The following is a 21,484-nucleotide window of genomic DNA, read 5'->3' on the forward strand; positions in this document are numbered from 1 at the left end:
AATGTATGTTTAAATTATCCTTTTAAACTTGCAGATAAATACTCACGATTCATACGTGCAATATTTTCAAGAGAAATTCCTTTAGGGCATTCTACTTCGCAAGCTCCGGTGTTGGTACAGTTACCAAAACCTTCGTGATCCATTTGGTGTACCATGTTTAAAACACGATCAACTGCTTCAATTTTACCTTGAGGTAATAATGCATATTGAGATACTTTTGCAGCAACGAACAACATTGCCGATGAGTTTTTACAAGTTGCAACACAAGCTCCACAACCAATACAAGCAGCAGCATCAAATGATTTATCTGCATCGTGTTTGTTTACCGGAATTGTATTTGCATCAATTGTATTTCCTGAAGTATTTACAGAGATAAATCCTCCTGCATGTTGAATTCTGTCAAAAGAACTTCTGTCTACCACTAAATCCTTAATTACCGGGAAAGCTTTTGCTCTAAATGGTTCGATAAAAATGGTATCACCATCTTTAAACATACGCATGTGCAACTGGCAAGTTGTTACTCCTCTGTCTGGTCCGTGCGCTTCTCCATTGATAAATAAAGAACACATTCCGCAAATTCCTTCACGACAATCGTGGTCAAATGCTACAGGCTCTTCACCTTTATTGATCAATTGTTCGTTAAGAACGTCAAGCATTTCAAGGAAAGACATATCTGGTTCGATTCCGTCAATTGGGTAATCAACGATTCCTCCTTTATCTTGGGCGTTTTTCTGACGCCATATTTTTAATGTAAGTTTCATTTTGTATAAGTTTTAAGTAGTAAAAAGTATATAACCTTTTTAGATACTATTTGTAGCTTCTTTGAACTAATTTAATGTTTTCGTAAACCAGAGGTTCCTTGTGCAATACTGCATCACTTGGTTTTCCTTTATATTCCCAAGCTGCAACGTATGCAAAGTTTTCATCGTCACGAAGTGCTTCTCCTTCTTCAGTCTGGTATTCTTCACGGAAGTGACCTCCACAAGATTCATTACGGTGCAATGCATCTTTTGCGAACAATTCTCCTAACTCTAAGAAATCGGCAACACGTGTCGCTTTCTCTAATTCCTGATTAAATTCGTTAGCGCTTCCCGGCACTTTTACATCTTTATAAAACTCCTCACGTAAAGCAGCAATTTCTTCGATAGCTTCAGTCAAACCTTTAGCATTACGAGCCATACCTACTTTATCCCACATGATTTTTCCTAATTTCTTATGGAAATAATCTACAGAATGAGTTCCTTTATTATTGATAAATCTGTCGATTTGATCTTTTACTTCTTTTTCTGCTGCTACGAATTCTGGTAAATCTGTAGAAATTTCTCCCATTTTAATATCCGGAGCAAGATAATCTCCAATAGTATAAGGCAATACAAAATATCCATCGGCTAAACCTTGCATCAAAGCAGAAGCTCCAAGTCTGTTTGCTCCGTGATCAGAGAAGTTAGATTCTCCAATAGAGAAACATCCCGGAATTGTAGTCATTAAGTTATAATCAACCCAAGTTCCACCCATTGTGTAGTGAACCGCCGGGTAAATCATCATTGGTGTTGTATAAGGATCTTCGTCAACGATTTTGTAATACATCTGGAATAAGTTTCCGTATTTACTTTTCACGATTTCAGCTCCTAATTTAGTTACCAATGCTTTATCATTAGCATCTAAACCTTTTACAAAAGCTTCTTCAGTTCCGTAACGGCTAATTGCTGCTGCGAAATCTAAGTAAACAGCTTCTCCGGTTTTGTTAACTCCAAAACCAGCATCACATCTTTCTTTTGCAGCACGAGACGCTACGTCACGTGGTACCAAGTTACCAAAAGCAGGATATCTTCTTTCTAAGAAATAATCTCTTTCGGCTTCAGATAAATCTGTTGCTTTTTTCTTTCCTTCGCGAATTGCTTTTGCATCTTCTTGTTTTGCAGGAACCCAAATACGACCGTCATTACGTAACGATTCTGACATCAAAGTCAGTTTTGACTGATGATCTCCGGAAACCGGGATACAAGTTGGGTGAATTTGTGTGTAACAAGGATTTGCAAAAAACGCTCCTTTTTTATGAATTTTCCAAGCTGCTGTTGCGTTACTTCCCATAGCATTTGTTGACAGGAAAAATACGTTTCCGTATCCTCCGGAACCTACTACTACTGCGTGAGCAGAATGTCTTTCTATTTCTCCGGTAACAAGGTTACGAGCGATAATACCTCTCGCTTTTCCGTTTACGATTACAATGTCAAGCATTTCGTGACGGTTGTACATTTTTACTTTTCCACGACCAATCTGACGGTTCATTGCAGAGTAAGCTCCAAGCAATAATTGTTGTCCGGTTTGTCCTTGTGCATAAAAAGTACGGGAAACCAAAGTTCCTCCAAAAGAACGGTTATCCAATAATCCGCCATATTCACGAGCCAATGGCACCCCTTGGGCCACACACTGGTCAATAATATTAGCAGAAACTTCGGCTAAACGGTGAACGTTTGCCTCACGTGCACGATAATCACCCCCTTTTACAGTATCATAAAATAATCTGTAAACAGAGTCACCGTCACCTTTATAATTTTTTGCTGCATTGATACCACCTTGTGCTGCAATAGAGTGCGCACGACGAGGTGAATCCTGAAAACAAAATGCTTTTACGTTATATCCCTGCTCAGCCAAAGTAGCCGCAGCTGAACCTCCAGCCAAACCTGTACCAACAATGATAATATCTAAATTACGCTTGTTAGCAGGGTTTACTAAATTAATATGATCTTTATAATCTGTCCATTTGTCCGATATTGGGCCATGTGGAATTTTTGAATCTAATGCCATTATAATTTATATTAATTATGTTGATTGAAATGATGAAATAATGCGATTATGATGAAAAGTGCTGGTACTACAACCGCAAAAGCATAACCGATTTTGTTTAAAAAACGAGAATATTTATTGTTCATCCCAACTGATTGCAGAGAAGAACCGAATCCGTGCCATAGGTGAAATCCTAATAACATAAAAGAAACACAATAAATACCTGTACGAATAGGATCATGAAACTTATGAACTAATTCGCCATAATACCTTGTAGCATCTGGCGCCGTACCTGCAATGTATTTATAGGTAACTTCAGGAAACCAAAAATCATAAAAGTGCAATCCTAAGAAAGCCAAAATAACCAATCCAGAAATAATCATATTTCTAGAACTCCAGGAAGCATTAGCTGCTCCGTTGTATTTTGCATAAGCAATTGGTCTTGCAGCAGTATTTTGAGCTGTCAATACGAATCCCATAACGAAATGGAAGATAACTCCGATTGCCAAAACTGGTTGCATTACATATTGAATCAGCGGATTGTACCCCATAAAGTGAGAAGCTTCGTTAAAAACGTTTTCACTAATAATAGAAATAAAATTTAAGGAAACATGCAGCGCTAAAAACGTGATTAAGAATATTCCCGAAAGGGCCATAGCCACTTTCTTTAAGATGGAAGCATTCAATAGTGCAGATTGTGCCATAAGTGTTTAAGTAGTTTGTATTAAAAAATTACACAAATTTAAACCAAATACCTATTAACTACAACCATTTCGTTGTTATTTATAATGGTTTTAAAGAGCTTTGCAAACAATTATACAAATTATTAGAAAACAACAAAATAAACCAAATTAAGACAGGGTTTTAACTATTTCCTGACTTTTATATAATTACCAAATTGCTATTTTTTACACCAATTTTACTTCTTTTCCACAAAAATAAAGGCTTCCTGAATTTTATTGATCGAAAACAAGTGAATTTTAATAGCATAATTTTACCTTTATCGGCTTCAAAAAAAATGAGAATGAAAACAGGAATTGACGCTATCTCTTTTGACGTAGCCAACATACATTTACCCATAAAAACTTTGGCAATTGCCAGAAATATTGAACCCGAAAAATTAGAAAAAGGACTTGGATTAATAAAAATGACTCTGCCTGACGTTCATCAGGATGTAGTTGTTTTTGGAGCGAATGCCTTAACCAAACTTATCCTTGAAAACAATATAAACTTAAGCGAAATTAGCCGGATTTATGTGGGTACAGAAAGCGGAATCGACAGCTCGAAACCTATCAGTTCTTTCTTAATTAGTTTAATGGAACAAAAATTTGGCGAAGATGTTTTGGCTGAATGTGATGTAGTCGATTTTACTTTTGCCTGTATTGGCGGTGTTGATGCTTTGCAAAACTGTATTGATTTTGTAAAACTAAATCCAGCCAAAAAAGCAATTGTTGTTACGACAGATTTTGCCAAATATGACTTAAACTCAACCGGAGAATATACACAAGGTGCCGGAGCGCTGGCAATGCTGGTAACTTCGAACCCTAGAATTATTTCTTTTGATGAAAATTGGGCAACAAGTACAAAAGGTGTTTTTGATTTTTTTAAACCCTACAGAACTATCTCTAAAGAAGCGATTACTCAAAACGAAAACAACGATCCGTGGTTTGACAATCTGGAAGCCGAAATCGAAATCCATAAAGATCAACCGGTTTTTGATGGTCAATATTCGAATCAATGTTATATGGATCGTACCCGAAATGCTTATTTTTCGTTTAAGAAATTAAAAAACACAACCGAAACTTTATACAATTCCTGGAATAGCATAATCATGCATCTTCCCTACTCTTTTCAGGGACGCCGAATGTTGTCTGAAATTTATGCTTTAGATCATGCTGATAAAATCATTGCAGATAATATTGAACCAACAGATTATCAAAATAAGATTAAAGAAGTGGGGAAATCTGACGAATATAAAAAGTTTGTAACCGGGAAATTGCAACCGGCAGAATTGGCTTCATCGCTAATTGGAAATCTTTATACAGGATCTGTTTTTATGGGATTATTGTCGACTTTGGCCCATTATTATGACACGAAGCAAGAAGTTGCGGGAACTAAATTTGGATTCTTAGCGTATGGAAGCGGATCTAAATCTAAGGTTTTCGAAGGAACTATTCAACCTAACTGGCAATTGGCTTTAGCCAAAACCAAACTTTTTGAAAACTTAGAAGAAAGTGTAGAAATTGGTTTTGAAACTTATGAAAACCTTCATAAAAAAGAACAAAAACAAAGTATCAGAACTCCTAAAAATGAGTGGATTCTGGATCGAATCGAAAAAGAAATTCCTAATTTAATTGGAGCGAGATATTATAAATGGATTGATTAAGTAAATTCCAATAAAAAAATTTCAAATTCCAAATAGAAACCGAAGCAAATTGCTTCGGTTTTTTTATTAAGCGCAATCCTGTCATTGCGAGGAACGAAGCAACTACACTAACAAAAAGAAGCAAAGTAATATCCAAAATGAGATTGCTTCGTTCCTCGCCAAGACTTAGCAACTGATTACCTTTGTCAAAGTTTTAAACTTTGACAAAGGTTAAGCGAAAACACGAATTAATATAAAACCTACAATTTCAGAACTGACTTTGTTTATTGGTTACTTTTCGATTTCTTTTCTGTAAAGCAACAAACCTAATCCCAGAGTAAAAATCACGCAACTTAAAAACATAAAAGTTCCATTTTTTAAAACAAAAAAGGAGAAACCTATTGCAGGCGCGCTAAGGACAACCATAGAAGTAATTGCAAAATGACTTTTAATAAAATTTAAAGCATGAGCAGCCAAGCCTACAAACAATAAAGAAGGACCTACAATAACAAAAGGATAAAGAACAGAGGGCGTATTACTAATTTGCATACTTAATGCCTCTTTACCAACATCATCATTACCAAAACCCGACATTATAAAATCGATTGTACAAAGACCAATATGAGCAATAACTCCAAAAGTTGTGAGAACTGAAGCTATAGCATTTAATCTGTTTTTAGGAAACACATTATTAAACGATAATAATAAACAAGCTCCTATTAAGTTAAACCAATGCGCAAAATCGATTGGCTTTTGAAAGTCTGGCAAAAGTTTAGAAAATAATAAATAACTGGTAACGAAAAATAGCAATCCAAGGAGACAAAGATGTTTTGTTTTCATAATTATTTTTAAAATTGATGATACAAAACTAAAATGATAAACCAGTCTGAACACCTATTTTATTGGATTTGGTATAAAACTATCGGTTTTAGGGACGAAATTATAAAGACAACAAACTTTCTTTATAACTTTTAGCAACAGGAAGTTCTATTTGAGTTAGAATAATCGTGTTTTGATTTCTCCACGACTTAAAATGCATAGGATTTATTAAATGAGATCGGTGTATTTGAACTAAAAAAGTAAAATCTCCCTGAACTTTTTTAAGCGAAGAACGAATGAGTTTTGAGTTAAGTTTATCATTTTCTATATAAAAAATCTCAATATAGTTTTGCGCGTTCGAAATACAAACCAAACTAGCTTTTTTAATTTTTAAAACATCTAATTTATTTTCTCCTCTAATGATTAAAACATCTTCTTTTATCGGGATCAGTTTAATTAAATATCTTCTCGCCAGAATAATTACAGGAGTTAAAATCAACGCCACTTTAATAAATATTATAATAAAGAACTCTGCAAAACCATATCCTCCTTTTAAAATGGGGCTTTTATAATACCCATAAATACCAAATAAATAGATTGCATAAAAAAACAACATACTAACTACTTCAAACTTTACATTCCATTTTGAAGTTTTTTCATAAACTCGTTTTTGAGCAAAAGCAAGAATTCCATAACACAAAAATGCCATCGAACTAAACCCAATACTCATAAAGAGCCAGGCTTGAAAATCTAAAGTCCCGTCATCAAAAGGTCTTATGATAAAAGCAAAAATAAATATCCATAATGCGATAAGTAAACCTATTATCAGATTGTGTTTTATGGATATGTTTAGTTCTTTCATTTTTACGAAAACCTTATTTATTTTCTTTTAAGAGACCTAACAGGTTTTAAAAACCTGTTAGGTTTGGCTATAGTTCCTTTCAGGATTGAATTCTATCATTATCGAGAATAACTATTGCAAACCAAGACGTTCAAATTTAACTTTATACTTTTGAACATACTTCTTAAACTCCTCTTTATATTGTTCCTTATTGTAAAGAAGAGAAGCGTATTCAACAACTTCTTTACTAAAATGATTTCCAAAAACGGCGTCGAGATTTTCTATTCCAGAATCAATAACATACTTTAAGATCATTAGTTTATCAACTCCATTTTCTTTGCAAACTTTATCGAGCCATAATCCTTTGCTCATTTTTACATATTCTTCGAGCAAGGTTTCTGTAATAAATTCTGAAGGAACATCATTTATATTTGGCTCATGCTTTCCGTTTTTGAATGTTGTCAAAATCAATTCTTCCGAATAAAATTCCTTTGGAAGAAGCGAAATCAACGTACCGCTCTGAGCTGCGATTAAGCAAAGTTGCTGTGTCAAAAATTCATCCGGTATTTTCTGAATCGCAAAACCGTCTTTTTTTACCAATCTTTCGCAAAGTTCCGGCGTAATAAATTCCTGATTGATAAACGGCAAAGCATGAAAAGTAATATTCAAAGCCAACTCGCACAATTCTTTAGTTCTATATTGATAAGGTACTAACTTTAAATCTCTATAATTTGATGCAACTCTATTTTGCCAATATTCATAAGTTTTTCCAGCGGGATTACTTTGTTTTAAAACTAATTCTCCAAATTCTAGTTCCCTTTTTAATTCTTCCAGAGTTTCTATTAAAGGATTATCAAGATGTTTACGCAATTCGATTGAGATAATATCCTGATCAGAATCTTCGTCGTATTCACAATCATTTTTGGCATCAAAATCATTTGCTCTGTCATTGTAATAAAACAAATCATTTTTTCGCTCTGCAAAAGTGGCATAATGATCGTCTACTATAAAAACCGGGGCTTCGATAACGCCGGAACATTTAAAATTTCCGTGATTATACGAAGTCATTACCACTTCCTGGGCTTTTACATTTCCGTTTATTTCGACATACGAACCTCCTAATAACAAACTTTGACAAGTAACATTTCCGCCAATATAAACGTAAGGTCCGTAATCTCCTTCGGCATTTATAATTGCTCCGCTTGTCGAGAAACTTCCGTTTATTAAAATTCCTTCGATGCGTATTTTTTCAATTTCTTTTAAGGGTAGATTTAAGATATTCGAAAGCCATTTTTTTTCTTTATCCTCATAAAGATCCAAATAAAAATTGCCTTCAAAACTTATATTTTCGTTTACTAAAAGAAAGAAATCTTCGTCGTTCCATTCGTCAAAATAATCAAATCCTTCGTGATCTAATAGAAATGAATATTGCGATTTGACTTCTTTTATTGTGATTAATTTAAAACTTGAATGGTGCATTATATTTTTTTATTGGGCTGTTATTTTTTATGCCACAGATTATATGGATTATAAAGGATTTATCAATTACAAACTAAATTTGCAACTCCATTATTGGCATATATCGATCTTTAATCGCAGTTTGTATCTGACCTGTTTTTATAAATCCAAATTTAGAATAAAATTCTTCTGCATTTGGTTCCGAATCCAGAATCACTTTTTGAATGTCACTGCTTTTTATCCGAACCAGAAAATCATCCATTAATACTTTCCCAAAGCCTTTACCAATAAAATCAGGCAAAACAAATAAGTTATCCAATATTATAGTCTTTTCACTTTTGTAAAAAAACGAATAATAGCCAACAATTTTATCTTCAACAAATAAATTATAGACACATTTAGTTTCGATATATTCTTTGGTAACCGTCAAAAATTCAGACCAATTTTCGATTTGCTCGTTCGAATATCCCCAATATGCTTTTGACTTTTTGGTTATTTGGGTCAGGATTTCGTGGTCCTTTATAGTGGCTTTTTCTATAATCATAACTTTTGGTTACTTATTGATACAACAATATTACAAAAATGAGACAAATAACAATTCTTTTCGAAATCAAGAATAGTCAGAAAAATTGTATTTTTATAATCTAGGAAACAATTTACAAAATGTATCTCACAAACCAAGACTTGTTTTCTACCAAAACCAAAATGGTAACAGAATTTTAAATATCTTTGATCTATGAGCACAGAAATAAAACCAAAACATATTGGGCGCAACATAAGCCGAATTAGGGAGCTTAGAAATATGAAACAAGAAGCACTTGCTTTTGCAATTGGCGTAAGTCAGCAAACTATTTCTAATATTGAAGGAAGCGAAAGCGTTGATGAGGAAAAACTAAACGCAATTGCACAAGCTTTAGGAGCTACGCCTGAAGCAATAAAAAACTTTTCTGAAGACGCGGTTTTTAATATTATTGGAAATACTTTCGACATTGAAAACAACAATGGTTCTTCTGTGATTAGTTATGGATGTACATTTAATCCATTTGACAAACTTTTGGAAGTTCTTGATAAAAATGAAAAGCTTTATGAAAGATTAGTTGAAGCTGAAAAAGAGAAAGTGGCGCTTTTAGAGAAGTTGTTGAACGAGAAATAATTTTTTAGAAAGATATATTTATAGAAAAACCGAAGTTTTAGAGACTTCGGTTTTTTTTATGGCCTTATTTGTTGTCCCAAGCGCAGATTACAAACTATAAGAGTTCTAAACATGCTCTGAAAGAGCCTAAGCAATAGCATGGTGCGAAGCACTATGCTTGAATAACGATTGTCATTTAAGCCCTGCAAGGGCAAAAACCTACTCCTCAAGAAAATGTTTTGTCCTTTTTTTTCAATTCCAATTTTCTTAAAAAACACACTGTCTTTTATATACCTTATATTATGTTTACTTTTGCCCCTTCGGGGCAATATTTGTGGTTAATTTAGTTCATAGTGCTTCGCACCATGTTAATGCTTTTGGGCTTACAGCCCATTTCTTAAGATCTCAACCATTCCAGATCTTAAATCTACATGATCATGTTTTACTTAATTACGTAAATTAATTTTGGCGTACCGGCATCATGTTCTGCAACAGTTAAATAAAATGGTCTTTTCAAGTTTAGTTTTTCAAATAAATTTTCCTCATTTACTCTTTCAAATAATCTATTTATTTCTATTAATGCTATAGCTCAAAAAGCTCATAAATAGTATTCACATCAATAAAGTCGCCAAAGTCATTTTCTTCTCCTTGTATATGCTCTGTTAAATAATATAGAGTAGGTGAAACAAATGCTGGTAAAGAGGAAATATTATCTAAATATTATATTCGCTCATCGATTATTTTGTACTCTGACAATTCCGGATTCAAAATCAAGAATAGTCAGAAAAATTGTATTTTTGTAATCTGGAAAACAATTTACAAAATGTATCTCACAAACCAAGACTTGTTTTCTACCAAAACCAAAATGGTAACAGAATTTTAAATATCTTTGATCTATGAGCACAGAAATAAAACCAAAACATATTGGGCGCAACATAAGCCGAATTAGAGAGCTTAAAAACATGAAACAAGAAGCGCTTGCTTTTGCAATTGGCGTAAGTCAGCAAACCATCTCTAATATTGAAGGAAGCGAAAGTGTTGACGACGAAAAACTAAAAGCAATTGCCGAAGCTCTGGGTGTTCCTGCTGATGTAATAAGAAACTTTTCTGAAGAAGCCGTTTTTAATATTATGGGGAACACTTATGATAACGGTTCTTCTACAATAAATCATAATAATTGCACATTTAATCCCCTTGATAAACTTCTCGAAGCTTTTGATAAGAATGAAAAACTTTATGAAAGATTAGTTCAGGCTGAAAAAGAGAAAGTGGCACTTTTAGAGAAGTTGTTGAACGAGAAATAATTTTTTAGAAAGATATTTTTATAGAAAAACCGAAGTTTTAGAGACTTCGGTTTTTTTTATGGCCTTATTTGTTGTCCCAAGCGCAGATTACAAACTATAAAAGTTCTAAACATTCTCTGAAAGAGCCTAAGCAATAGCATGGTGCGAAGCACTATGCTGAATAACGATTGTCATTTAAGCCCTGCAAGGGCAAAAGCCTACTCCCCAAGAAAATGTTTCGTTTTATTTTACAGTCCAAATTTCCGACATAATCTGTCATTTCGACGAAGGAGAAATCTTCACGAGAAGCTCCATTATCAGAATCGTTAATCTTTGTCGAGCTACTTACGAAGATTTCTCGTCCCTCGAAATGACAAGATTGAGCAAAAAATGGATTCGACAAACCTAACAGGTTTTAAAAACCTGTTAGGTTTACTTTACGGAGATTCTTCGTTCCTCAGAATGACAAGATTATACAACTAAAAAATCTGCTTAATCTGCCAAATCTGCGAGAGAAAAAATCTCAAACAAATAAGAAAACTTTAATAAAGCAATTATATCATGTTCTCTAAAAATTAGTAATTTTGAAATTCGAAGTTCAAAACTCACATTATTATGAAATATCATCAAATAAACAGCGCTCTTTTTGTAAAAAATCGCAGAAAATTTACGGCAGAAATGAAACCTAACTCTGTTGCCGTTTTCAACTCAAATGACATTTACCCTGTTAGTGCAGATAGTACTTTGCCATTTGCGCAACACAGAGATATTTTTTATCTAAGCGGTGTTGATCAGGAAGAAAGTATTTTGCTTTTGTTTCCGGATGCACCTTATGAAAACCAAAAAGAAATGCTTTTCCTGAAAGAAACCAACGATCATATTGCCGTTTGGGAAGGTGAAAAACTAAGCAAAGACCGTGCTTATCAGGTTTCGGGAATTAGAACGGTTTACTGGTTACAGGATTTTCATAAAGTTTTGAACGAAATGATGACGTATGCAGATACGATGTACATAAACACCAACGAACATTACCGTGCAACAGTCGAAACTGAAACCCGCGAAGCTCGTTTTGTAAAATGGTGGAAAGAACGTTATCCTGCTCACCAAGTTGCAAAAAGCAACCCAATCTTGCAGCGCATTCGCTCGATTAAGGAAAGCGAAGAGATTGATTTGATTCAGCAAGCTTGTGATATTACCGAGAAAGGTTTCCGTAGATTATTGCCGTTTGTAAAGCCAAATGTTACCGAATATGAAATCGAAGCCGAATTGGTTCACGAATTTATCCGTAACCGCTCTAAAGGTTTTGCTTATACCCCAATTATTGCTTCGGGAAACAACGCAAATGTTTTGCATTATATCGAAAACAATCAGCAATGTAAAGCCGGAGATTTAATTTTGCTGGATGTTGCGGCTGAATATGCTAATTATTCCAGCGATATGACGAGAACGATTCCGGTTTCGGGAAAATTCTCAGACCGCCAGAAAGCGGTTTACAATGCTGTTTTGAGAGTAAAAAATGAAGCTACAAAAATGTTGGCTCCAGGAACTCTTTGGAAACAATATCATATCGAGGTGGGTAAAATCATGACTTCGGAATTACTTGGTTTAGGATTAATCGATAAAGCCGATGTTCAGAACGAAAACCCGGAATGGCCTGCTTACAAAAAATATTTCATGCACGGAACATCTCACCACATGGGACTTGACACGCACGATTACGGATTGCTTCACGAACCTATGAAAGCAAATATGGTCTTTACGGTTGAACCTGGAATTTATATTCCGGCAGAAGGTTTCGGGATTCGTCTGGAAGACAACGTTGTGGTTCAGGAAAAAGGAGAACCTTTTAACCTAATGCGCAATATTCCGGTTGAAGTAGATGAAATCGAAAGTTTGATGAATTCTTAAAAAGGAAGAATATAGAAGAAAGAGTATAGAGAAAAGACTACGGCTGACAGAAATGTTGGCCGTTTTTTTTGAATTAAGATTTAAAAAATTCGCCACGGATTTCTCAAATTTTCACTAATTAATATTCATTTTTATTTCATTTATAAAAAATACAATTAAAATTCGTGCAGTTCAATTTTCGAAGTTCCTTTGATTCGTGTAAATTTGTGCAATTCGTGGCAAAAAAAATCTTTGCTAACAAACTACTTAAAACAACATTTTGAAAACTCTTTTATATAAAAACTCCACAATCTCTTATACTGATTCGGGTAACGGAACCGCAATTGTGCTGCTTCATGGCTTTCTGGAAAACAAAAAAATGTGGACTTCTTACGTTGATTTGTTTTCAGAAAAACACCGCGTTATTACGATTGATTTATTAGGTCACGGCAAATCAGATTCTTTAGGATATGTACATTCTATGGAGGATAATGCAAATGTTGTTCACGAAGTTTTAAAACATTTAAACATCGAAAAAGCGACTATTCTAGGTCATTCTATGGGTGGTTATGTAGGTTTGGCTTTTGCCGAATTATTTCCAAACAACATCGATAAATTGGTTCTCTTGAACTCTACCTCAAAAGCAGATAGTCACGAGAAAAAAATAAACCGAAATCGGGCTATAAAAGCAGTAAAACAAAATTATGTAAACTTTGTAAGTCTGGCTATTGGTAATTTGTTCAGCGAAAACAACCGAACGAGATTGGCCGATGAAATTGAAAAAGTAAAAGATCAAGCTCTAAAAACGCCCCTGCAAGGAATTGTAGCATCGCTTGAAGGAATGAAAATTAGAAAAGACAGGGAATCGATATTGCAAAAAAATCATTTTCCTGTTTTATTAATATTGGGCAAAAAAGATCCTGTATTGAATTATGAAGAAAGTATTTCTCAAATCGAAAATACAACTGCAAAACTTGTCTCTTTTGAAGATGGACACATGAGCCAGATAGAAAACAAAGAAGAGCTCCAGACTATTTTGTCAGCGTTTTTTGAATAAGTTCAATATCCTTAAAACACAAAAAAAGGCTGCTCAAAATCTTTGAACAGCCTTTTTCTGATTATTTGAAACAAATTATAGTTTTGATATAATGTCTCTCTTGAATTTAGCCAAAGTCGCTCTTGTCATTCCAAGATTTGCTTTTGTAGCATCAACTGCTAAATAAATAAAATATTTACCATCTTCAGAAACGTCTATAATATGTATCTGATCTGTTAATGTAATTAAGATATCATTGATTTTTTGATCTAATCCCAGAGCCTTAATAGCGTTTAATTTTGCTTTTACAACTTCTAAGTTGTAAGCAGATGCTAATTCAGGGTCAAAATTTGGATTTAAAGAAAGTGAGCAGTAAGACATTCCTGTTTCAACTTCAGTTACTGAGACAGCAATAAATCCATTAACATTCTCTTTTAGATCGTTTTGAAAATTTTGTAAAAAATCTGACATGTTTTAATTGTATTTAAATTAATTATTGAAAACGGTATCCATTTTGCGCAGCAAAAGTCCCATTTTACTTATATCTTTAGAAAGCAGTGCAACGCAGTTATCGAATTCATCTTTATTGGCAACCACAATACCGTCTTTATTCTTAATCATGACTTGCTTAAGATCTCCATTATTAACATCTTCAGACATTTCTAAACACATTTTTAATATCATCCCAATCATTGCCGCTACATTACCATCATACTCTAAATTTACCGATTCCAGCAAGATGCCATCTATATTAAAACTCAATCCGGATTCAGCTCCGGTTTCTTCCACAAGTGTATTTAAATCGACCATAATATTCTTCTATCATTTATAACAAGGGGTCAAAGATATTTTTAATAAACAGATTTTTTTGGTAAACACTTGTTAAAAAAAACACACGCGTAACCATTTGAAACACTTTTATTTATACTATAATGTTTCTTTATTTTTAAAGTAAACTTTCTAAAAAAAAATTAATAAAAAAAGCGGATTTTTCTAAAAAAACCAGATTCTAATTCAGATACGTCAATTATTATCTTAACATCTTGTACAAAGTTCATTTACAAGAAGTTTTTCATAGCTTTGCAAAAAAAAATGAACGAAATGAAAACTGTTGACGAAGTACGCTTTGACTTAAATGTAAAATTGATGAAATTTAGAAGATTTCGTTTTGAAAACGGAAGCATAAATAATCCAAATTTAGAGGAGCGTGCAAAAAAAGGTTTTTTCAAAAAGATCTTTAGCTAGAAAAGTACCTATAAAAAAGCTGAACTAGTGAGGTAACCTTTATCAACAAGTTCAGCTTTATCTTTGATATGGTGGGTTCTACCCTCTTTTATCAAAATTAATTGTGTCGAAATCCTGATTACGTTTTGATAATTATGATCGGTAATGATAATTCCTTTTTTGTCGGAATTTACTTTTATCAATTCATTCACCACATCTGCCATAATTGGAGACAATCCGTTGTAAGGTTCGTCGAGTAAAACAAATTTTGAAGGATTAAAGAGAACTATTTTAATTTCGAGATAGCGCAATTCTCCTCCAGACAAATGATTTATTCTTTTATTTAAAATCGACTGAATAAATTCATCTTCATAGAAAAATTTTATCTTTTGTTTATCGACCGATAATTCTATTGCTTTTTTTACTGATAAATGATTCGGGATGAATTGCTCTTGCGACAAATAACTAATTTCTTTCAGCAAGTTATTTTCATTGTTTTTTGAAACACCATTTATGCGTATACATTTATTTGGAGCTGATACTGTGCCGAAAATAATTTTTAGCAATGTCGATTTTCCAGAGCCATTTCTGCCTAATAAACCTACAATTTGAGCGGTTTCACACTTTAAGTACACATCTGAAAGAATCACTCTCTCATTAAACTTCTTCTGTATGCCGTCAATCTCTAATATATCGTTTTTCAAAATATGTACTTTATTAAAAAAGTGATACTACCCATTAAAAGTGTCGCACAGAAAGTCAAAAGGTAGCTGGAGACTAAAAGTTGTAATTTTGAAATTCCGTTATTCGAATAAAACAAGTACTCATTTTTACGATATAATTCTTTAAAACCAATACTCATCAGGAAACCAAAACTTAAAAACATTATAAAAAAATAATCAAAACCACCTAATAAAACGGCAACAGCACATACCGATAAGTTTACAACTAAAGTTGTTTTAAAAAATTCGTAAATATTATTTAGCTTTCTGATATCTTAATTTATTTTTTCCTCAAAAGGAATGTTGGCATTAAAAATTTCACTTAGCAAAACTACTATTTCCTCTAAATAATTTTTCAATATTTCATTTGTCACCGCAGAATCCAACTCTTTATCTTCTTTAAATCCAAAAGGGAGAAACCCGGACTTCAAATTTTTAAACGAAATAATCCCTACTTCAACAGGTAAACCAGCAGCTTCATTTTCAAACATAAATGCATACGCCAAAACCTGAATGATTTTATCGTTTTTAAGCTCTTGTGTCAATCCGTTCCAGGACTTAAGGATAACGTTTGTTTTTTCGACTTTACCGGTCTTGTAATCAATAATTCTGATCTTGCCGTTGCGCAACTCAATTCTGTCGACATTTCCTTTAATAAGAACCGGAAATGGCAAATCAGGATGTTTCAACTCGCGCTCATACGTTTTCTCTAAGGCTATGATCTTGACTGCATCACCATTTTTAATAGATTCTAATTCCATTTTCAAAAAATTGGAAACATTACGCTTTGCAACTTCAAAAGCCAGTAGATTGCGCCCTTTTTTAATTTCACCTTCTTTATAAACTACTTTAAATTGCCTCAAAACTTCATCATCCAGCAATTTAAAACAATTTTCAATATCAGTCTCCGAAATAAATCTACCAACAAAAGGATCATACAACGCTTTTAGAGTTTCATGAATTATGGTTCCCAAAGTATTTAGGGCGATATTCTCTTCGACTTCTTCGACCTCACGAATACGAAGAATTTTTTGAAAATAAAACTCAATAGGATTTCGAATATAACTGGTTAGCGCCGATGGCGAAAAGCCTGCAATTGCAATTTCTTTCAGGCGTTCGATTACAGCTTCAGATTTTGAAACGATCATTGGCTGATATGCTGATGTTGGCAATACAGGGTTATAAATATCAAATGTAAGGTTGTGCTTTGCTTGTTTCTCAACTTCTAATTGCGTGATAAAACGACTGCGTTCACCTGCGTCCAATCCGTCATTTTCTGTATTGTAGATTAGATAAATATTTTTGGCCCGTTGCAATAGATGATAAAAGTGATAGGTATAAATAGCGTCTTTTTCTTTAAAAGTTGGCAAACCCAGCTCTCTTTTGACATCATAAGGAATAAATGAATTTTGCGATTTTCCGGCAGGAAATTTCCCTTCGTTCATAGAAGTTACAATTACGGTATCAAAATCCAGAACACGGCTTTCCAGAACTCCCATAATTTGCAAACCATGCAATGGCTCTCCTTCAAACGAAACTTCGGCAACATCGATAATTTGCTTGTAGATAGCATGCAAAGTGTCAATATTATCAATATGATTGTGCTGCGAATAATAATTAATTAACTTATTTATTACTTTAAAAACAGCATATACAAAGGCCTTTGCAATTTTTTCTTCTTCATTATCATTATTAAAATTCTCTTTTATTAAGAGCAAAAGTTCAGACACATTTTCAAGTACAGCAATTGATCCGTTGTCCCATTTCCGGAACAACAGGCTAAACAATTGCGATGGATTGGAATTGAGCTCAATAATACGGTTATGGGTAATAAAAGTATAATTATTCTCTTTGATAATCCTGACCAGATTACCGGCATTTGCATAAGGCTCTACTAATGGGTGCGTTAGAATATCCAGAATATCTTTATAATAAAAAACATAACTTTCTCCTTTACGGGAGAGTGCGTTAGTATGCATTTTAAACAATTTTGCGATCAAAATTTGCGACGGATTATTCTTTCCGGAATATCCCATCGTAATATTTAAACTTCCAACTGTAGAGGGCAAAGAGTATAAAATGGGCATTAATAAGTTTTCCTCACCAAGCACAATAGCAACTTTATCGAGAGATGTCTCTGGGTTTTCAGTGATTATATTTTCGATAATACTTCCGGCTAATTTAGCCTGACCAATAGTTTTAGGAGTTCCTATTACCTGAATATTTTTAGATTGCGAAAAATCATCTACAATCCACTCAAAAATATTTGTTTTATAATGTTTCCAGTTTTCTTTAAAACGACGTACAAAAAGTCCTGCGTCATGATAAGGATCATTGAGAAAGGTTTGATCAACGTCCCAATAAATTTTAGCTCGATCCAGTGCTAAAAGATGTTGTACAATTTTTTCTTCAGCAGCATTTAGAGCATTAAAACCTGCAAAAATAAAAGTTCTGTTTGAAATCGTATTCGAAAAATGATTTAGATTATTTACTGCTTCTCTATAAATTAAACCTTGATATCCAATAGATTTATTCAATAAATGCGTATATAACGAATCATAATACAGCGGTAGAAGTTTCCAGAAATCAATATAGTTTTCCAGCAGTTTGGTTTTATTTTCTACTTCGATTCCCCATTTTTTTATGTCTTCAATATCTTTCAGATAAGACAATACATGATTGGGGTCTAATAAATAGCGATCAATCTCATTAAAATCCTGCAAAAGCGTTTTTGCCCAATTGGCAAACAACTCAAATGATTGCTGGTTCTGCTTTTCGGTTACAGACAAATAAACTTCATAAAACTCAAACAAAAGCTCAATTGAATCTACTGATCGTATTGACGCTACATCTTGTACAAAATCCTCAATACTAATAATTTCAGGTGAAAGAATAGTACTTGTTGTTTCATTTTTTAAAGCTTCGATTAAAAAAACCTTGGCTCTTTTATTAGGCAAAATAATAGTAGTCTCAGCAAGTTTAGCTGAATAATCCTGAATTACAACGGTTGCTATTTTTCTAAGAAAAGAAGTATTTATCATTTGATAAAAATAAAAAAAGCCATTCAATTAAGAATGGCTTTTAGTATTTATTTAGAAAGTAAATTAGATTTTACCTTGGTATTTAGAACCAATGTGTCTAATTTCTGTTCTTCTGTTTTGTGCTTTACCTGCAGCAGTTTTGTTACTTGCAACTGGTTGAGTAGATCCAAATCCTTTAGAAACTAAGTTTTCTGGATTAACACCTCTTTCAATTAAAGCATTCATTACAGCAGCAGCTCTATCTTCAGAAAGTTTCTGGTTGATTTTAGCAGAACCTGTACTATCTGTATGTCCTTCTACACTAAATTTAGCGTTTGGATAGTTTTTAAGGATTTCTTTAATTGCATCTAATCTAGCTGGAGTTTCTTTGTCTCCTGTTTTGAAAGTAGCTTTACCTGAGTTAAAGTAAACTGCTCTTGCTTGAACTTTAAGATCTTCTAAAGCTTCGTTAGTTACTTCAGGACAACCTCTATTACTAGCAGGACCGTAAACTGTAGGACAATCATCATCTTTATCAGCAACACCATCTTTGTCAGCGTCTAATACAGGACAACCACCATTTTCTTTAGGACCAGCAACAGTAGGACATTTGTCATCTTTGTCTGGAACACCATCTCCGTCAGTATCAGGACAACCGTTAAATTGTTTTGGACCTGCAACATCTGGACAAGCATCATCTTTATCAGCGATTCCGTCTCCGTCTTTATCAGGACAACCGTTTAAAGCAGCTAAACCAAATTCAGTAGGACAAGCATCACTAGCGTCAACGATTCCGTCTCCGTCAGTATCAGGACATCCATTGAATTGTTTTAAACCAGCAACATCTGGACAAGCGTCATCTTTATCGTAGATTCCGTCTCCGTCAGTATCTTTACCTCCAAATTTGAAGATTAGACCAGCAGTATGTTGGAAATGAGATACAGCATCTGGAGTTCCAGATACATCTTGTCTGTCTCCACTAACTGACCATTTGTATTTTGTAGCAAGTTCAAGACCAATAGCATCTGTAAACCAGAAAGTTACTCCAGCACCTGGATTAACTGTACCAAAGCTGCTATCACCAAAGAAAGTGTAACCTCCACCAACAGATAACGAAGGATCAACTACTTTAGATTTGATTAATTCCTGGAAGCTATATTTAATAGTAGCATCAATTCCATAATACATCAAATCACCAGGATTAGTTACAACATTACCTCTTGAATCATGTCCAACAGCAGTTGGAGCAAAAGTAACGTATTTATCAATTTTATTTACAGATCCTTGTAAACCAACAGAGAAACCACTACCTACATATCTAGTCACACCAATGTATGATAAAGAAGGAAGAATATTCCAGTTGTCTTTTACAGCGAATGGCTGAGAAAAGTGTTGATTAAAGAATCCACTTCCTGCATTAGAACTGGTTCTAGTGTCAACGGCATTAACTCCAAAAGAGATAGCCCATGGATTGTTACTGTCTTGTGCGTGAGAACTTAAACCCATCACCATCATCACAGCAACTAAAAGTTTGTTAAGATGTTTCATACTTAATTTTTTTAATTACAATTTAGTTAATTACAAGCAAAAGTAACACCAAATTTTTTAAATACAAAATGAAATGTTAAAAAAAACCTACAAAAATTTGACCAAAGTGGGAATTATATAACTTTTAACATTTGTCCGACAACTATGAATGCTGCTATCGCTCTATCTAAGTGCTCTTTGGTATGCGCAGCCGATAATTGAACCCTGATTCTCGCTTTCTCCTTAGGCACAACCGGAAAGAAGAATCCGATTACATAAATCCCTTGTTTTAAAAGCTCATTGGCCATTGTTTGCGATAATTTAGCATCATACAACATAACAGGAACAATTGCAGAATCTCCATCAATGATATCGAAACCTGCTTTTTTCATTCCATCTTTAAAATAATTAGTATTCCACTCTAATTTATCTCTCAAAGAGGTATCTTTTTCCAATAATTCAAAAACTTTGATAGAAGCTCCCACAATGGCAGGCGCTAATGAATTCGAAAACAAATATGGTCTTGAGCGCTGACGCAACAATTCGATTATTTCTTTTTTGGCAGTTGTATAACCTCCCATTGCTCCACCAAGAGCTTTACCAAGAGTTCCTGTTATAATATCTACCCTGCCCATAACGCCTTTTGCTTCAAGTGTACCTTTACCAGTAGCACCAATAAATCCTGCAGCATGACATTCATCAACCATAACCATTGCATCGTACTTATCAGCCAGATCGCAAATTTTATCTAAAGGGGCTACTACTCCATCCATAGAAAAAACACCATCAGTAACAATTAGTTTAAAGCGGGCACCAGCTTCATTGGCTTTGATTAACTGCTGCTCTAAATCTTCCATGTTGCTATTTTCATAGCGATAACGTGCTGCTTTACACAAACGAACTCCATCAATAATAGAAGCATGGTTTAAACTATCTGAAATAATTGCATCGTTTTCTCCTAACAAAGGCTCAAAAACACCTCCATTTGCATCAAAAGCTGCTGCATAAAGAATCGTATCTTCTGTACCATAAAAATCAGCAATCTTTTTTTCTAAAGTTTTATGAATATCCTGAGTTCCACAAATAAAACGTACCGAAGACATCCCAAAACCATGCGTATCCATAGCATCTTTGGCTGCCTGAACCACTTCAGGATGAGAAGAAAGACCTAAATAATTGTTTGCACAAAAGTTCAAAACCTTCTCTCCTGTCGAAATTGTAATTTCTGCATCTTGTGCCGAAGTTATAATTCTCTCCTTTTTAAAAATTCCGTTTTCTTCAATAGTTTGCAACTCACTTTGCAAATGCTCTTTAATTTTACCGTACATTTCTATTTATTTTAAACGTTAAAAATTAACAACTTAGACTCCTCAAATCCCAGTC

At 33.8% G+C, this 21,484-nt stretch carries 19 protein-coding genes; 6 read left to right on the plus strand and 13 right to left on the minus strand.

Going from position 1 to position 21,484, the window contains the following annotated elements:
* Positions 1–14: 14 nt before the first annotated feature.
* From B0A64_RS06955 to B0A64_RS06965, 3 genes are read right to left on the minus strand one after another with little or no spacing between them, the layout of a single operon-like run.
* On the minus strand, positions 15–761 hold the full coding sequence (locus B0A64_RS06955) for a succinate dehydrogenase/fumarate reductase iron-sulfur subunit (RefSeq protein ID WP_089478799.1): 747 nt from the start codon (positions 759–761) through the stop codon (positions 15–17).
* A gap of 46 nt (positions 762–807) precedes the next feature.
* The gene (locus B0A64_RS06960) at positions 808–2,808 is read right to left on the minus strand and encodes a fumarate reductase/succinate dehydrogenase flavoprotein subunit (protein ID WP_089478800.1); all 2,001 of its coding nucleotides are present in this window, start codon (positions 2,806–2,808) and stop codon (positions 808–810) included.
* Positions 2,809–2,819: 11 nt separating this feature from the next.
* On the minus strand, positions 2,820–3,491 hold the full coding sequence (locus tag B0A64_RS06965; RefSeq protein WP_089478801.1) for a succinate dehydrogenase cytochrome b subunit: 672 nt from the start codon (positions 3,489–3,491) through the stop codon (positions 2,820–2,822).
* Between the two features lie 320 nt (positions 3,492–3,811).
* Here B0A64_RS06965 and B0A64_RS06970 point away from each other — a divergent pair, with 320 nt between their 5' ends.
* The gene (locus B0A64_RS06970) at positions 3,812–5,173 is read left to right on the plus strand and encodes a hydroxymethylglutaryl-CoA synthase family protein (RefSeq protein WP_089478903.1); all 1,362 of its coding nucleotides are present in this window, start codon (positions 3,812–3,814) and stop codon (positions 5,171–5,173) included.
* Between the two features lie 270 nt (positions 5,174–5,443).
* Here the strand turns inward: B0A64_RS06970 and B0A64_RS06975 are convergent, their stop codons facing one another.
* The 4 genes from B0A64_RS06975 to B0A64_RS06990 all read right to left on the minus strand — a co-directional run bounded on the left by B0A64_RS06975 (position 5,444) and on the right by B0A64_RS06990 (position 8,814).
* Positions 5,444–5,992, minus strand: coding sequence for a hypothetical protein (locus tag B0A64_RS06975; RefSeq protein ID WP_089478802.1), 549 nt, complete (start codon positions 5,990–5,992; stop codon positions 5,444–5,446).
* Between the two features lie 100 nt (positions 5,993–6,092).
* Complete coding sequence (locus B0A64_RS06980; RefSeq protein WP_089478803.1) at positions 6,093–6,833, minus strand: LytTR family transcriptional regulator DNA-binding domain-containing protein; 741 nt, start codon at positions 6,831–6,833, stop codon at positions 6,093–6,095.
* Between the two features lie 111 nt (positions 6,834–6,944).
* On the minus strand, positions 6,945–8,291 hold the full coding sequence (locus tag B0A64_RS06985) for a hypothetical protein (protein WP_089478804.1): 1,347 nt from the start codon (positions 8,289–8,291) through the stop codon (positions 6,945–6,947).
* A 73-nt stretch (positions 8,292–8,364) separates the two neighbouring features.
* Positions 8,365–8,814: a GNAT family N-acetyltransferase gene (locus B0A64_RS06990; RefSeq protein WP_089478805.1), complete on the minus strand. Its 450-nt coding sequence runs from the start codon at positions 8,812–8,814 to the stop codon at positions 8,365–8,367.
* A 192-nt stretch (positions 8,815–9,006) separates the two neighbouring features.
* On the opposite strand from B0A64_RS06990, the gene B0A64_RS06995 reads away from it, so the two are divergent.
* The 4 genes from B0A64_RS06995 to B0A64_RS07010 all read left to right on the plus strand — a co-directional run bounded on the left by B0A64_RS06995 (position 9,007) and on the right by B0A64_RS07010 (position 13,629).
* A complete protein-coding gene (locus B0A64_RS06995; RefSeq protein WP_089478806.1) occupies positions 9,007–9,423 on the plus strand; it encodes a helix-turn-helix domain-containing protein in 417 nt (138 codons plus the stop codon).
* An 875-nt stretch (positions 9,424–10,298) separates the two neighbouring features.
* Positions 10,299–10,706, plus strand: coding sequence for a helix-turn-helix domain-containing protein (locus B0A64_RS07000; RefSeq protein ID WP_089478807.1), 408 nt, complete (start codon positions 10,299–10,301; stop codon positions 10,704–10,706).
* A gap of 594 nt (positions 10,707–11,300) precedes the next feature.
* Positions 11,301–12,593 carry an aminopeptidase P family protein gene (locus B0A64_RS07005; RefSeq protein ID WP_089478808.1) on the plus strand — a complete coding sequence of 431 codons (1,293 nt, stop codon included), beginning with the start codon at positions 11,301–11,303 and terminating at the stop codon, positions 12,591–12,593.
* A gap of 259 nt (positions 12,594–12,852) precedes the next feature.
* Positions 12,853–13,629 carry an alpha/beta fold hydrolase gene (locus B0A64_RS07010; protein WP_089478809.1) on the plus strand — a complete coding sequence of 259 codons (777 nt, stop codon included), beginning with the start codon at positions 12,853–12,855 and terminating at the stop codon, positions 13,627–13,629.
* 75 nt (positions 13,630–13,704) lie between these two features.
* Here B0A64_RS07010 and B0A64_RS07015 read toward each other — a convergent pair whose 3' ends face one another.
* Both B0A64_RS07015 and B0A64_RS07020 read right to left on the minus strand, forming a co-directional pair.
* Entirely contained in the window at positions 13,705–14,079 is a 375-nt protein-coding gene (locus B0A64_RS07015; protein WP_089478810.1) for a hypothetical protein, read from the minus strand.
* 18 nt (positions 14,080–14,097) lie between these two features.
* Positions 14,098–14,418, minus strand: a complete 321-nt coding sequence (locus B0A64_RS07020) for a roadblock/LC7 domain-containing protein (RefSeq protein ID WP_089478811.1) — start codon at positions 14,416–14,418, stop codon at positions 14,098–14,100.
* A gap of 282 nt (positions 14,419–14,700) precedes the next feature.
* Between B0A64_RS07020 and B0A64_RS25095 the strand changes: the two genes are divergently transcribed.
* Entirely contained in the window at positions 14,701–14,853 is a 153-nt protein-coding gene (locus B0A64_RS25095) for a hypothetical protein (RefSeq protein ID WP_165769772.1), read from the plus strand.
* An 8-nt stretch (positions 14,854–14,861) separates the two neighbouring features.
* Here the strand turns inward: B0A64_RS25095 and B0A64_RS07025 are convergent, their stop codons facing one another.
* The 4 genes from B0A64_RS07025 to kbl form a co-directional block, all read right to left on the minus strand.
* Complete coding sequence (locus B0A64_RS07025; protein ID WP_089478812.1) at positions 14,862–15,536, minus strand: ATP-binding cassette domain-containing protein; 675 nt, start codon at positions 15,534–15,536, stop codon at positions 14,862–14,864.
* A 293-nt stretch (positions 15,537–15,829) separates the two neighbouring features.
* Positions 15,830–18,595, minus strand: a complete 2,766-nt coding sequence (locus B0A64_RS07030; protein WP_089478813.1) for a PD-(D/E)XK nuclease family protein — start codon at positions 18,593–18,595, stop codon at positions 15,830–15,832.
* 63 nt (positions 18,596–18,658) lie between these two features.
* Positions 18,659–20,122: an OmpA family protein gene (locus tag B0A64_RS07035; RefSeq protein ID WP_089478814.1), complete on the minus strand. Its 1,464-nt coding sequence runs from the start codon at positions 20,120–20,122 to the stop codon at positions 18,659–18,661.
* 113 nt (positions 20,123–20,235) lie between these two features.
* Positions 20,236–21,429, minus strand: coding sequence for a glycine C-acetyltransferase (gene kbl, locus B0A64_RS07040; protein WP_089478815.1), 1,194 nt, complete (start codon positions 21,427–21,429; stop codon positions 20,236–20,238).
* Between the last annotated feature and the right edge of the window lie 55 nt (positions 21,430–21,484).

The sequence above is a fragment of the Flavobacterium araucananum genome (assembly GCF_002222055.1).
Lineage (GTDB): Bacteria > Bacteroidota > Bacteroidia > Flavobacteriales > Flavobacteriaceae > Flavobacterium > Flavobacterium araucananum.

What these genes read in the sequence shown, in the direction of transcription:
- B0A64_RS06970 (WP_089478903.1), top strand. Translation starts at nt 3,812, where the DNA reads ATGAAAACAGGAATTGACGCTATCTCTTTTGACGTAGCCAACATACAT.
- B0A64_RS06980 (WP_089478803.1), bottom strand. Translation starts at nt 6,833, where the DNA reads ATGAAAGAACTAAACATATCCATAAAACACAATCTGATAATAGGTTTA.
- B0A64_RS06955 (WP_089478799.1), bottom strand. Translation starts at nt 761, where the DNA reads ATGAAACTTACATTAAAAATATGGCGTCAGAAAAACGCCCAAGATAAA.
- B0A64_RS07005 (WP_089478808.1), top strand. Translation starts at nt 11,301, where the DNA reads ATGAAATATCATCAAATAAACAGCGCTCTTTTTGTAAAAAATCGCAGA.
- B0A64_RS06990 (WP_089478805.1), bottom strand. Translation starts at nt 8,814, where the DNA reads ATGATTATAGAAAAAGCCACTATAAAGGACCACGAAATCCTGACCCAA.
- B0A64_RS06985 (WP_089478804.1), bottom strand. Translation starts at nt 8,291, where the DNA reads ATGCACCATTCAAGTTTTAAATTAATCACAATAAAAGAAGTCAAATCG.
- B0A64_RS07030 (WP_089478813.1), bottom strand. Translation starts at nt 18,595, where the DNA reads ATGATAAATACTTCTTTTCTTAGAAAAATAGCAACCGTTGTAATTCAG.
- B0A64_RS06995 (WP_089478806.1), top strand. Translation starts at nt 9,007, where the DNA reads ATGAGCACAGAAATAAAACCAAAACATATTGGGCGCAACATAAGCCGA.
- B0A64_RS06975 (WP_089478802.1), bottom strand. Translation starts at nt 5,992, where the DNA reads ATGAAAACAAAACATCTTTGTCTCCTTGGATTGCTATTTTTCGTTACC.
- B0A64_RS07015 (WP_089478810.1), bottom strand. Translation starts at nt 14,079, where the DNA reads ATGTCAGATTTTTTACAAAATTTTCAAAACGATCTAAAAGAGAATGTT.
- kbl (WP_089478815.1), bottom strand. Translation starts at nt 21,429, where the DNA reads ATGTACGGTAAAATTAAAGAGCATTTGCAAAGTGAGTTGCAAACTATT.
- B0A64_RS06965 (WP_089478801.1), bottom strand. Translation starts at nt 3,491, where the DNA reads ATGGCACAATCTGCACTATTGAATGCTTCCATCTTAAAGAAAGTGGCT.
- B0A64_RS06960 (WP_089478800.1), bottom strand. Translation starts at nt 2,808, where the DNA reads ATGGCATTAGATTCAAAAATTCCACATGGCCCAATATCGGACAAATGG.
- B0A64_RS07000 (WP_089478807.1), top strand. Translation starts at nt 10,299, where the DNA reads ATGAGCACAGAAATAAAACCAAAACATATTGGGCGCAACATAAGCCGA.
- B0A64_RS07035 (WP_089478814.1), bottom strand. Translation starts at nt 20,122, where the DNA reads ATGAAACATCTTAACAAACTTTTAGTTGCTGTGATGATGGTGATGGGT.
- B0A64_RS25095 (WP_165769772.1), top strand. Translation starts at nt 14,701, where the DNA reads ATGAACGAAATGAAAACTGTTGACGAAGTACGCTTTGACTTAAATGTA.
- B0A64_RS07020 (WP_089478811.1), bottom strand. Translation starts at nt 14,418, where the DNA reads ATGGTCGATTTAAATACACTTGTGGAAGAAACCGGAGCTGAATCCGGA.